Consider the following 12,801-nt stretch of genomic DNA (forward strand, 5'->3'; position numbering starts at 1 on the left):
CAAAAGCCTTATTTTGCAATGCTTTTGGCGGCAAAAGTCTGATAGCGGATGCGGTTATCCACGACGTACAACGTGTCCGTCGCCAGCTCATATCGGTGCGCCGGAGTGTCGGCGGACCAGACGATGTAGGCAATAGGGCCATGGCTGTACCGCTGATGCACGGTGATGGTGGCGTCCGGTGATGAGAACTCCGCCACCAGCGTTTCAAACAATGCCCGGATCTGCGGCTTGCCCTCCAACACACCGGTGGGGGTGATAAACACCGCCTGGTCATCGTAATCCGCCATAATGGCGTCCACATCGTCGGCAGCGAAGGCTTGCAGATGCCGGTCCAGCACGGCGTCGGCACTGGCGTGCTCGCTCTCGGCGGCTACCGGTTGCAACGCTGACAGCAAGCCGGCCGCCAGCAGGCAAGTCATCATCCGGATGGATAATCGGTGGGTCGTTTCCATGGTGGTCTCTCCTGTACTTTCCTGCGCTCCGCTTTGCTAAAGCAGACCATGGGTTCAGGTTCAGGAGACCACGTGCGGGAGGGAAGAAATACTCCACGAACTGTAGTATTTTTAAAGCATGGCGCGCTGCAGTGGATGTCCTCATACGATCCAGGAGGTTGCATGAAAACTTACGGTCAGTTCTGCCCTGTTGCCAAAGCGGCCGAGATCTTCTGCGAGCGCTGGACCGCGCTCATACTGCGGGATCTGGCCTGCGGTGCCAGCCGGTTTTCCGAACTCCAGCGTGGCATCCCCCTGGCATCGCCGACACTGCTTTCACGTCGGCTCAAACAACTGGAAGCCGAACACATCGTGCGGCGGGAGAAATCCGAGAGTGGGCGCAGTTGGACCTATCACCTGACCCCGGCCGGTGAGGAGTTCGTCCCCATCGTCGAAGCCCTGGGGGTGTGGGGGCAACACTGGTCGCGCCGGGAACTGGCAAAACACGAGGTGAACCTGGACCTGCTGGTCTGGGCGATGGAGCGGAGCGTTCGCCCGGAAGCGTTTGGTACCCGGGACGCCATCGTTCAGGTTGAATTCACTGACCAGCCCAAACACAAGCGCCTCTGGTGGTTCCGGAACGAACACGGTGTCAGTGAGTTGTGCCTGCAGCCGCCCGGCGTCGATGTTGATCTTTACCTGTCGACCACCTTGATGGACATGATCTACATCTGGCGCGGCGACCTGTCACCCGCGCAGGCACTGGAGACCGGCCGGCTGACGGCCCATGGCAAAGGCTGGGCCCGGCGGGTCGTTGGCCAGTGGCTGGGCATCAGTACCCTGGCCCATGTCCGCCCGCGTCAGGAATCCGCCGTCAACGCCGCCTGAGTATGGCCGGGCGACGTGGACGCACCAACCTGAACAGCCGGCGATTGTTCTTGCACCAATTCAGGTCACAAGCATTCGTCCGGAGCAGTTGCCATCTGCGGTCTGACGGCCCCAACGCCTTCATTCACAAGCGATAGCGTAATCTGGCATCGGCTTTGCTCTGATCACCCTGAGGAATTAAATGGCCTGTGGCCAGCGGCCTGCCTGAATGGCGGCCTGGACTCAACACACAACGAACACCAATAGACAGCTAGGGTTCCGGTCAGTGACACGCTGATGCCTGGTCCGAGAGCAGTCGACCTTCTTTGCAAGGTTACACGGCGGGACAAAAGCCCGGGAGGTTAATCGATGGCGCGCTCGCCATTTGATTCCTCTTACCCCGTTCGCAAAGGAGGTCCACCATGACCCGCACGTTTTATTCAGCTCTGTTACTGATCTGCTCCCTTGTTATTGCTCCGGTTGCTTCAGCCAAGGACTCGTTCAATGTTTGCTGGTCCATCTACGTTGGCTGGATGCCCTGGGGCTACGGCGACAACGCTGGCATCGTCGATAAGTGGGCCGACAAGTACGACATCGAGATCAACGTTGTCCAGATCAACGACTACATCGAGTCCATCAACCAGTACACCGCCGGTCAATACGACGGTTGCGTGATGACCAACATGGACGCCCTCACCATCCCAGCCGCCGGCGGCGTGGACTCCACCGCACTGATTGTCGGGGATTTCTCCGATGGCAACGACGGTGTGGTACTCAAGGGCCAGAGTGACCTCAGCGCCATTGAGGGCCAGCGCGTCAACCTGGTTGAGCTGTCGGTGTCCCATTATATGCTGGCCCGTGGCCTGGAAAGTGTTGGCATGAGCGAGCGCGACATCACCGTAGTCAACACCTCCGACGCCGATCTGGTGTCTGCTTTCGCCAGCGACGACATTACCGCGGTCGCCACCTGGAACCCGCTGCTGAGCGAAATCCTCAAGGCCCCAGACAGCAATCTGGTGTTCGATTCGTCGCAAATCCCGGGCGAGATCATCGACCTGATGGTGGTGAACACCGAAACCCTGGAAGCCAATCCGAAGCTGGGCAAAGCCCTCACCGGCGCCTGGTACGAAATCATGGCAAAGATGCAGGGTGACACCGACGACGCCAAGGCCGTTCGCACCGCGCTGGCCGAAGCCTCCGGCACCGACCTTGCCGGCTATGAAAGCCAGCTCGACAGCACCCGTATGTTCTACGCCGCCAAGGACGCCGTTGCTTTCGTTAACAGCCCGGAGCTGAAAAACACCATGCAGCGCGTAGCCGAGTTCTCCTTTGAGCATGGCCTGCTGGGCGAGGGCGCACCGGATGCCGACTTCATCGGTGTCGAAATGCCAGCCGGCAACTACGGCAGCGCCAGCAACACGCAGTTGCGGTTTACGCCGGAGTACATGCAGATGGCCGCCGACGGCGCGCTGTAAGCTGGCGCTCTGAGCACCAGGTGAAGGCCTGCCCGACCACCATCACGGGGCAGGCTCCAAACTCCAGCCGGACACACGCGCATGAAGAAACTCATCAATCGCCAACCCGGAACCGTTGGGCGTTGGGCCTACGGCCTGCTGCCCTTTGTGCTGATTGCCATTGTGTACACCATGGCGTCCGGCGCCCGGCTGGCTGACAACCCCAACGACAAACTGTTGCCGGCCGCTGCCACCATGGTGGATTCCATGACCCGCATGGCGTTTGAGCCCAGCCGACGCACCGGCGACCTGCTGCTCTGGGCCGACACCCTGGCAAGCTTGGAACGCCTGGGCATCGGCGTCGGACTGGCAGCGTTGACCGGGCTCATCGTTGGCATTGCCAATGGCACCATTCCCCTGGTGCGGGCCGGGCTGTCACCGGTGATTACCGGCATATCCCTGGTGCCCCCGATGGCGATTCTGCCGATCCTGTTTATTGCCTTTGGCCTGGAACAACTGGCGAAAATCATGCTGATCTTCATTGGCATTACGCCGTTCCTGATTCGCGACTTACAGCAGCGCACGATGGAAATCCCGGAAGAGCAGATCATCAAGATGCAGACCCTGGGTGCCAACACCTGGCAGATCATCCTTCGCCTGGTGTTACCGCAAATCATGCCCCGGTTGATCAGTGCGGTGCGACTGTCGCTGGGGTCGGCCTGGCTGTTTCTGATTGCGGCGGAAGCCATTGCGGCAACGGAAGGCCTGGGCTACCGCATCTTCCTGGTCCGTCGCTACCTGTCGATGGACGTGATTTTGCCGTATGTGCTCTGGATAACGCTGTTGGCGTTCCTGATCGACTTTGCCCTGAACCGCTATTCCCGGTGGCGGTACCCCTGGTTCCACGACCGTAACCAGTAACCCGACCGCCCGGAGACACGCGCACTATGGCGACCATTGAACTGAAAAATCTGTGGAAGGAATACGGCCAGGAAGTGGTGCTCGAGCGGCTCAACGCCCGCGTCGAGGCCGGTGAGTTCGTCACCATTGTGGGCGCCTCCGGCTGTGGCAAAACCACCTTCCTCAAAATGCTGTTGGGCACCGAGAGCCCGAGCCGTGGCGAGCTGCTGCTGGATGGCAAACCGATTCCGGCGGAACCTGACGAAACCCGGGGCATCGTGTTTCAGCGCTATTCGGTGCTGCCCCACCTGACGGCGGAACGTAACGTCATGCTGGCCGGCGAGCTTGCGGCCAACCGCTTCCTCGGCCATGCCTTTGGCGAACAGCGGCGGGTGTTGAAAGAGGCGGCCCGCGCAATGCTGGAGGACGTCGGGCTGGGCCATGCCCTCGACAAATATCCGCACGAACTGTCCGGCGGCATGCAGCAGCGGCTGGCACTGGCCCAGGCCTTGATCAAAAAACCCCGCATTTTATTGCTGGATGAACCGTTTGGCGCCCTGGACCCCGGTATTCGCAAGGACATGCACGCGCTGGTGCTGAAGTTATGGAAAGAGCAGCAGTTGACTGTCTTCATGATCACGCACGATCTGGACGAAGGCTTTTACCTGGGCACCCGACTCTGGGTCTTCGATAAAGACCGCCTGGACCTGCAGGCACCCGGTGCCTATGGCGCCCGTATTACCTACGACTTACCGGTCGGCAAAGACGATCGCGGTACGCTGGACGACATTGCCAGCCGGGTGGATACCACCGCGAGAGCCTTGGGGTGAATCGAGGCGCCGCATGGGAACACAGGGCATCCAGACCGGAAGCCAGCAACCAGCGCCGTCGACCCGCACCGGCCAGACATTGCGTTTAACGGAGGATCTATGACCACCCTACTCTACGATTACACCATGCCCGGAGGCCATCACTGGTCGTTCCGCATGCGCCGGGGCACCCAGCTGCGGCTGACGGACCTGGAAGGTGGCGCCAACGCCGCCTTGCTGTTCTACAACCCGGAAAACCTGCTGGAGCGCTATAACGCGCCGGATACCCTCAAGGGCCAGCACACGTTTAAACTGACCAAGGGTAACTGCCTCTACTCCGACATGGGCCGCTGCTTTGCCTCCATCGTCGAGGACAGTTTTGGCTGGCACGACACCGTCTCGGGCAACCTCAGCGCGAACGCCTGCCTGCAAAAATACGGCGAGCATCGCTACCAGGAGCACTACAATGACTGGTACCTCAGTGGTGAGGACAGCTTCCTGACCGAGCTGGCCAAATACGGCCTGACCGAACGGGACATGGCGGCCAACCTGAATCTGTTCAGCAAGGTGATGACCGACGATGCCGGCAACATGACCTTCGATCCTGCGGCTTCCCAGGCCGGGGCCAGCGTTACCCTGCGGTTCGACATGGACACCCTGGTGCTCTTGCACACCTGCCCTCATCCGTTGAACCCCGCCGCCGATTACCCCCGCCACCCGGTGCGCTGCGAACTGATGACTGCGCCGCCACTGGCGGCAGATGACCTGTGCATGAACCACCGGCCGGAAAACCGCCGGGCGCTGGAAAACAACCGCCTGTATTACCTGGAGCCGCCGTTTGCGACCCGGGCCGAGCGAGCCTGAAGGAGGCCGTCATGATTAAAGCAAGCACTCAGTCAATGGCCGACGCGCAATTCCAGGCCACGGTTGCGGCGGGTGATTACTTCATCCGCACCCTCAAGGCCGGTGATACCTTGCGCATCCTGGACCTGGAAGGCAACCAGGCCGCCGACACCCTGTTCTACAACGCCCACGACCCGGCCGAACGCTACAGCGCCACCGACACCATCCGCGAGCAGGGCAATGTCTATCTGACCGCCGGCACGGTGCTGATGACCAATCGTGGCAATCCGTTGCTGGAGATCGTTGCCGACACCTGTGGCCGCCACGACACCCTCGGCGGCGCCTGCGCGAGTGAGAGCAACACCGTGCGGTACGACCTCGAAAAGCGTTGCATGCACGCCTGCCGGGACAGCTGGATGCTGGCGATCAATCGCCATGAGGAATTCGGGCTCGACAAGCGGGACATCACCCACAACATCAACTTTTTCATGAACGTGCCGGTCACCGCCGATGGCGGGCTGACCTTTGAAGACGGCATCTCGGGCGCCGGCAAGTACGTGGAACTGACCGCCCGGATGGACACCATCGTGCTGATTTCCAATTGCCCGCAACTCAATAACCCGTGTAACGGCTATAACCCGACCCCCATCGAAGTCATTGTCTGGTCGGCCTGAGATCAGCACAGCCTGACCGATTGCGCCGGGGACGACCCTGGCTGCGATAACGTCAAGGCGGGACGACCCGCCCACGCAGGACAACCATCATGTTCAGCAAGGTTCTCATCGCTAATCGCGGCGCCATCGCGACCCGTGTCATCCGTACCCTGAAGACCCTGGGCGTGACCAGCGTCGCGGTGTATGCCGACGCTGACGCCGACGCTCTTCACACCCGGCAGGCGGACGAAGCCTATGGCCTGGGTGAAGGGTCGGCCGCGCAAACGTATCTCAACCAGGACAAGCTGTTCGCCATCATGAAACAGACGGGCGTTGAGGCCGTGCACCCCGGGTACGGATTTCTCAGTGAAAACCCGGAATTCGTTGAACGCTGTGACGCCGAAGGCATTGCGTTTATTGGCCCGACCCCGGATCAGATGCGGCAATTTGGCCTCAAACACACCGCCCGCCAACTGGCGGAAGAGGCCCAGGTACCGCTGTTACCGGGGACCGGCCTGCTGGCAAACCTTGACGACGCCCTGGCGTCGGCCGACCGGATTGGCTACCCGGTGATGCTGAAAAGCACCGCCGGTGGCGGCGGTATTGGCATGCAAATCTGCCAGGATGATGAAGTCCTCAGCAAAGCCTGGGACGGGGTTCGGCGCTTGAGCGCCAACAACTTCTCGAACGACGGCGTGTTCCTGGAAAAATACATCGAGAGAGCCCGTCACATTGAGGTCCAGATTTTCGGCGATGGTCAGGGCAACGCCCTGGCACTGGGCGAACGCGACTGCTCCGCCCAACGGCGCCACCAAAAAGTGCTGGAAGAAACCCCGGCCCCCCACCTGCCCGATGACATCCGCCACACCCTGCATGAAACCGCTCGCCGGCTGGTGGCGTCGGTGAACTATCGCAATGCCGGCACGGTGGAATTCATTGTTGATCAGGCCAGCAACGCGTTCTATTTTCTCGAAGTTAACACTCGTCTGCAGGTTGAGCACGGGGTTACCGAACAGGTCTATGGCGTCGATCTGGTGGACTGGATGGTGACCCTGGCGGCCAATGAGTTGCCGGACCTGGCGACCCTGAACCGTCATGGGGAACCCCAGGGCCATGCAATACAGGCTCGCCTGTATGCGGAAGACCCCAACAAGGACTTCCAGCCCTGCGCGGGCCTGCTCACCACGGTGCGGTTTCCCGACGCCGATGGCGATCGCCGACGCATCGACCATTGGATTGAGGCGGGTGTGGAGGTCTCCGCACTGTTTGACCCCATGCTGGCCAAGGTCATGGTGCACGCGGACGACCGGGCCTCGGCGCTGCAGGCGCTGGACCGGACACTGGCGGACACGGTGATCGAGGGCATCGAAACCAACCGGGTGTATCTGCGCGCCATTCTCGCTGACGCGGTGTTTGCCCGGGGCCAAATGACCACTCGCTACCTCAACGGCTTTCAGTACCGGCCCGCCACCGTGGATGTGCTGGCCGGAGGCACTCTGACAACGGTGCAGGACTACCCGGGCCGCACCGGTTACTGGCCGGTAGGCGTGCCACCCTCGGGGCCGTTCGACAGCCTGAGCTTCCGGCTCGGCAACCGGCTGCTGGGCAATGCGGCGGATGCCGCCGGGCTGGAATTCACCCTCAATGGCCCGACGCTGAGATTCAACATTGGCACCACTCTGGTGCTGACCGGAGCCGACCTCGGGGCCACCCTGGATGGTGAGGCCGTCGAGCGCTGCCAACCGGTTTCGATTAACGCCGGGCAGACGCTGACCCTGGGCAAAGCCCGGGATCAAGGCGCCCGGGCCTACCTGGCGGTGGCGAGCGGCATCCAGTGCGAACCCTACCTGGGCTCCCGCAGCACCTTCACTCTGGGCCAGTTTGGCGGCCATGGTGGTCGCGCCATCCGGACCGGCGATGTGCTGCACCTGATGACGGACACGGCCCCACCGGTCACTACGGAACTGCCGGCAGGCCTGGCGCCGGAGCTGACCGACCACTGGACCCTGCGGGTGGTGTATGGCCCCCACGGGGCGCCGGATTTCTTCACCGAACAGGACATTGACACTTTCTTTGCGACCGACTGGCAGGTGCATTACAACTCCAGCCGAACCGGTATCCGCCTGGTCGGTCCCAAACCGGAATGGGCGCGTCGGGATGGCGGCGAGGCCGGCATGCACCCCTCCAACATTCACGATAATGCCTACGCTGTGGGGACGGTCGATTTTACCGGCGACATGCCGGTGATTCTCGGCCCCGATGGTCCGTCGCTGGGCGGTTTTGTCTGCCCGGTGACCACCATCAAGGCCGATCTCTGGAAACTGGGCCAGCTCAAGGCCGGTGACCGTATCCGTTTCCAGCCGGTCAGCCTGGCTGACGCCGACCAGCTTGCGGTCGCCCAGGATGCAATGATCGACACCCTGACCCCAGTCGATGTAAACCTGTCGAGCCACCGGTCGGCAACGCCGGTATTACGCACCCTGAGCGCCGAACAGGCGGGGGTGCCGGTGGTTTACCGGCCGTCCGGGGATCGCTACCTGCTGATCGAGTACGGGCCGCTGGAACTGGACCTGCGCCTGCGGTTTCGCGCCCATGCGCTGATGCTCTGGCTCCAGGATCAGGCGCTGGATGGCCTTCTGGAACTGACCCCGGGTATTCGCTCGCTGCAGGTGCATTTCGACCCGGTGCGCCTGCCCCGTACCGATCTGCTCGATAGGCTGGAGGCAGCTGAAACCCATCTACAGCAACAGACTGATCTGGAAGTGCCCTCGCGCATTGTGCACCTGCCCATTTCATGGGATGACGAGGCCTGCCGTCTGGCGATCGAAAAGTATCAACAGTCCGTGCGTAAGGATGCGCCCTGGTGCCCCAGCAACATTGAGTTCATCCGACGCATCAATGGCCTGCCCGACATCGAGGAAGTCAAACGCATTTTCTTCGAGGCCAGCTATGTGGTGATGGGCCTGGGCGATGTGTACCTCGGTGCGCCGGTGGCAACCCCCTACGACCCTCGCCACCGGATGGTTACCACCAAGTACAATCCGGCCCGGACCTGGACCGCCGAGAACTCCGTCGGCATCGGTGGCTCGTACCTCTGCGTTTACGGCATGGAAGGCCCCGGGGGTTATCAGTTTGTCGGCCGCACGCTGCAAATGTGGAACCGCTACCGGCGCACGGCGGAATTCACTCAGCCGAACCTGCTGCGGTTCTTCGACCAGATCCGGTTTTATCAGGTGTCGTCGGAAGAGCTGAAACAGATTCGCCGGGATTTCCCCAAAGGCGATTACCCGCTGACCATTGAGGAAACCACCTTCAGCCTCAACGATTATCAGGCCTTTCTGGAGCACAACGACGACGGCATCCGGACCTTCACCGACGCCCGCAACGAAGCCTTTGAACAGGAACTGGAGCGCTGGGTGGCCAGCGGCCAGATTAACTTCGAATCCCAGCAGGACCTGGCCGAACACGACAGCGATGGCCTGCCGGAGGGAACACCGGTGGAGTCCCCGGTGGCCGGCAGTCTCTGGAAACTGTGCGTTGCCCAGGGCGATCGGGTGCAAGAAGGTCAGGTCGTGGCGATTCTCGAGTCGATGAAAATGGAAATTGAAATTTTCGCACCGGCTGGCGGCGAAGTGTTGGCCATTGCGCGTGAGGAAGGCCAACAGATCAATGCCGGGCAAGCGTTGATGGTGCTGGCAGGCTGAGCCCGGGTAGAAATGGCCTGCAGGCAAGCATGGAAGGCCGGGTTCAGGTTATGATGCGTCTCCAAGTCATTCATTGATTCAGGAAAACCAGCATGCTGTTCGCAATTATCATTGGTGGTCTGATCGGCTATCAGTTTGGTCGGTTTCCGGGCTTTATTATGGGCGCGGTCGCCGGGGTACTGGTGCTCAACTTCCTCAAGAGCAGACTCAGGAAAGGGCTTCAGGACATCCAGTCGGGTTTTCTCGATTCCATGTTCGCCGTCATGGGTGCCTTGTGCAAAGCTGACGGAGTCGTCACCCGGGATGAAATTGACGTCGCAGAGGCGTTGTTCGACAAGTTCCGGTTGTCCGGCAGCCAACGCGAGTCTGCCAAGGCCGCATTCGAGCTGGGCAAGACCGAAGGCTTTGACCTGGATGCCGAGCTGGCTAATTTTCGTCGCGTCAGTCGCGGCCAGCCCGCTCTGCTGCAAATGTTCCTGCAGGTGCAGGTCTCTGCGGTGGCCGCCGATGGCAAAATCCACCCCAAAGAGCACGAGATGCTGGTCCGCATCGCCCGCGGTCTGGGCTTGCCGGAAGCCCAGGTTGAACAGCTCGAAGCGATGCTGCGCGGCACTCATACCGGCGCGGGACCGGGCGGAGCAACCACCACGCAGCAGCTGGACGATGCCTACAAAGTACTGGGCGTTTCTCCAGAGGCCTCCGATACCGATTTGAAGCGGGCCTACCGTAAGCAAATGAGCGAGAACCACCCCGACAAACTTGCCGGGCGGGGCTTGCCGGAAAGCATGCGTGAAATGGCCGAGCAGAAGACCCGCGACATCACCCACGCCTATGACGTGATCAAAGACGCCCGTAAATAAAACCGAGGTGTTCGGTGTCTGATAACACAACCCGACGTCATGGAGCGCTGATCGTACTGATCGCCGGCGCGCTGATACTGGGCCTGAATATGGGGCTGCGGCAAACCTTTGGCCTGTTCCTGGACCCCATTACCCGGGACCTGTCGGTCAGCCATACCACGTTCAGTTTCGCCATCGCCATTCAAAATCTGCTCTGGGGCGCTTTAACGCCGTTTTTCTGTGCGGTCGCCGACCGCTGGGGAACCGGCCGGGTCGTTGCCACCGGCGGTGTGTTGTACGTCGCCGGTTTGCTGACTATGGCGCTGGTTCAGACCCCTCTGGGCTTGAACCTGGGCGCCGGCATCCTGGTTGGCATGGCGGTGTCGGCCTCTGGTTTCCCCCTCATTCTGTCCGCGGTGGCCCGCAGTGCCCCGGTGGCCAGCCGGGGTACCTGGCTGGGGCTGGCGACCGCCGGTGGCTCCATTGGTCAGTTTGCCCTATTGCCGGCGTCTCAGGCCCTGATCGGAAGTTGGGACTGGGTCACCGCGCTGTTGGTGCTGGCGGTAGCCGCTGCCCTGGTGGTGCCACTGGCATTGCCATTACGCGGTCGGCCTGCCCCTCAGGATGAACATACCCAACCACTGAGCCAGGCCTTGCGTGAGGCCAGCGGCGAACGCAGTTACTGGTTGTTGAACGGTGGGTTCTTTGTGTGTGGTTTTCACGTGGCCTTCATTGCCACGCATCTGCCCTCGTACCTGACTCATCAGGGTTTGTCCCCGGCAGTGGGTGCCACCGCCCTGGCGTTAGTGGGTTTTTTCAATATTGTGGGTTCGTTCGGGGCGGGATGGCTGGGTTCACGGTTTGCCATGAAACGGGTGCTGGCGGGTATTTATCTGGCGCGCGCGCTGGTGATTCTGCTGATGCTGTCGTTTCCCATGACGCCGGTGAATGCCTGGCTGTTCGGTTCCGCGTTGGGGTTGTTGTGGCTGGGCACCGTGCCGCTGACGTCCGGGCTGGTCTCTCACATATTTGGTGCACGGTACCTGGCGACCCTGTTCGGTATCGTGATGCTGAGCCACCAGATGGGTGCTTTTCTCGGCGCCTGGCTCGGCGGTCTCAGTTTTGACCTGACCGGGTCATACCAGGTGATCTGGTGGCTCGCGGTTGGGCTGGCCCTGATGGCCGCCGCCCTGCACTGGCCCATTGAAGAAAAACCGCTGACTCGGGCCGCACCGCCAGCACCGGTTCAGATCAGGTAGCGGGTGCCTGCGGCCGCAAGGATGCCCGCCGTGATGGCGGGCAACGGCTTGCGAAATGCCAGCATGAGTGCGGCGGTCGTCCCGAGGGCGACTCTCGCCCCCCAGTCACCATCGAACGCCATCGGCGTGAGAATCGCAATCAATACGGAGCTGGCCATCGCATTGATGAAGCCTTCCACCCGGGGATTGATGGTGACGAACGACATCAGAAAGACCCCTCCAACCCGGGTCACCAGGGTCACCAGTGCCATGACGGCAATGATCAGGAGGATGCCAAAGGTATCGGTTTCAATGCTCATACCGGCCTCCGTTCCAACCAGAGGAAACCAACCACACCCCCCGCCAGTGCGCCCACCACCACATGGGTGTGGGGCGGCAACCACCAGTAGGCCGCCATTGAAGCGGCGCCGGACACCAGCCAGGCCACCAGCACCCGGGGCGTGCGCCGGCCACCCAGCGCCATCGACAGCAGGAAACAACCCAACACCATATCCAGGCCCAGGCTTTTTGGCTCCTCCATCAGACCACCAAAATAAACGCCCACCAGAGTGCCGATCAACCAAGCCACCCACAAGGCAAAACCGCCCCCCAGAATCACTTCCAGATTGCGTCGGCCATTTTGGTAATCCTGCGCCGCCACCGCCCAATTGGCATCGGTCAACACCAACAGGATGCCGTAGCGGCGCCCGGGAGAAAGATCACGGAGCATGGGGTACAGGGAGGCGCCCATCAGCAGGTGACGGGAGTTAATCGCGAACACTACCGCCATCACCGGCAGCAGTGCCACGTCGGCCCCCCACATATCGATCGTGGCAAACTGGGACGCACCGGCAAATACCACCATGCTCATCAGCGTTGCTTCCAGTGGTGCCAGACCTTTTTGAACGGCGGCTAACCCGAAGGCAACGCCGAACGCCACCACAAACAGTGAGATGGGCAGGAGTCGAAGAAACTCGGAGCGGAGAATTCCGGGTTGCAACTGATAGGAATAGGAGGACGTCGGCATCATCGGAAGCTAGTTGTAATCCCTTAATCTGCGTAT

General features: G+C 61.3%; 12 protein-coding genes and 1 riboswitch. Of the genes, 9 read left to right on the forward strand and 3 right to left on the reverse strand.

The window, feature by feature from the left end; translation table 11 throughout:
* Positions 1-8: 8 nt before the first annotated feature.
* The gene (locus tag GRX64_RS16790) at positions 9-452 is read right to left on the reverse strand and encodes a nuclear transport factor 2 family protein (protein ID WP_207308826.1); all 444 of its coding nucleotides are present in this window, start codon (positions 450-452) and stop codon (positions 9-11) included.
* A 162-nt stretch (positions 453-614) separates the two neighbouring features.
* Here GRX64_RS16790 and GRX64_RS16795 point away from each other — a divergent pair, with 162 nt between their 5' ends.
* From GRX64_RS16795 to GRX64_RS16835, 9 genes are all read left to right on the forward strand, one after another.
* Positions 615-1,319: a winged helix-turn-helix transcriptional regulator gene (locus GRX64_RS16795; RefSeq protein ID WP_166268904.1), complete on the forward strand. Its 705-nt coding sequence runs from the start codon at positions 615-617 to the stop codon at positions 1,317-1,319.
* A gap of 239 nt (positions 1,320-1,558) precedes the next feature.
* A riboswitch (guanidine-I (ykkC/yxkD leader) is annotated at positions 1,559-1,661 on the forward strand.
* 59 nt (positions 1,662-1,720) lie between these two features.
* Positions 1,721-2,773, forward strand: coding sequence for a putative urea ABC transporter substrate-binding protein (locus tag GRX64_RS16800; RefSeq protein WP_166268905.1), 1,053 nt, complete (start codon positions 1,721-1,723; stop codon positions 2,771-2,773).
* 81 nt (positions 2,774-2,854) lie between these two features.
* Positions 2,855-3,673, forward strand: coding sequence for an ABC transporter permease (locus tag GRX64_RS16805; RefSeq protein WP_166268906.1), 819 nt, complete (start codon positions 2,855-2,857; stop codon positions 3,671-3,673).
* Between the two features lie 26 nt (positions 3,674-3,699).
* On the forward strand, positions 3,700-4,482 hold the full coding sequence (locus tag GRX64_RS16810) for an ABC transporter ATP-binding protein (RefSeq protein WP_166268907.1): 783 nt from the start codon (positions 3,700-3,702) through the stop codon (positions 4,480-4,482).
* A 99-nt stretch (positions 4,483-4,581) separates the two neighbouring features.
* Positions 4,582-5,325: an urea amidolyase associated protein UAAP1 gene (locus tag GRX64_RS16815; RefSeq protein ID WP_166268908.1), complete on the forward strand. Its 744-nt coding sequence runs from the start codon at positions 4,582-4,584 to the stop codon at positions 5,323-5,325.
* Positions 5,326-5,336: 11 nt separating this feature from the next.
* On the forward strand, positions 5,337-5,978 hold the full coding sequence (locus tag GRX64_RS16820) for an urea amidolyase associated protein UAAP2 (RefSeq protein WP_166268909.1): 642 nt from the start codon (positions 5,337-5,339) through the stop codon (positions 5,976-5,978).
* Positions 5,979-6,067: 89 nt separating this feature from the next.
* Entirely contained in the window at positions 6,068-9,661 is a 3,594-nt protein-coding gene (gene uca, locus GRX64_RS16825; protein ID WP_166268910.1) for an urea carboxylase, read from the forward strand.
* Positions 9,662-9,753: 92 nt separating this feature from the next.
* Complete coding sequence (gene djlA / locus GRX64_RS16830) at positions 9,754-10,521, forward strand: co-chaperone DjlA (RefSeq protein WP_166268911.1); 768 nt, start codon at positions 9,754-9,756, stop codon at positions 10,519-10,521.
* 14 nt (positions 10,522-10,535) lie between these two features.
* A complete protein-coding gene (locus tag GRX64_RS16835) occupies positions 10,536-11,759 on the forward strand; it encodes an MFS transporter (RefSeq protein WP_207308827.1) in 1,224 nt (407 codons plus the stop codon).
* Here the strand turns inward: GRX64_RS16835 and GRX64_RS16840 are convergent.
* Together GRX64_RS16840 and GRX64_RS16845 are read right to left on the reverse strand one after the other, a co-directional pair.
* Positions 11,747-12,058 carry an AzlD family protein gene (locus GRX64_RS16840; protein WP_166268912.1) on the reverse strand — a complete coding sequence of 104 codons (312 nt, stop codon included), beginning with the start codon at positions 12,056-12,058 and terminating at the stop codon, positions 11,747-11,749. The two genes, GRX64_RS16835 and GRX64_RS16840, sit on opposite strands and share 13 nt — an antisense overlap.
* Complete coding sequence (locus GRX64_RS16845; protein WP_166269278.1) at positions 12,055-12,765, reverse strand: AzlC family ABC transporter permease; 711 nt, start codon at positions 12,763-12,765, stop codon at positions 12,055-12,057. The genes GRX64_RS16840 and GRX64_RS16845 overlap by 4 nt, the downstream gene beginning before the upstream one ends.
* Positions 12,766-12,801 lie beyond the last annotated feature (36 nt).

The organism is Marinobacter caseinilyticus (assembly GCF_011074955.1).
GTDB classification, from domain to species: Bacteria; Pseudomonadota; Gammaproteobacteria; order Pseudomonadales; family Oleiphilaceae; genus Marinobacter; species Marinobacter caseinilyticus.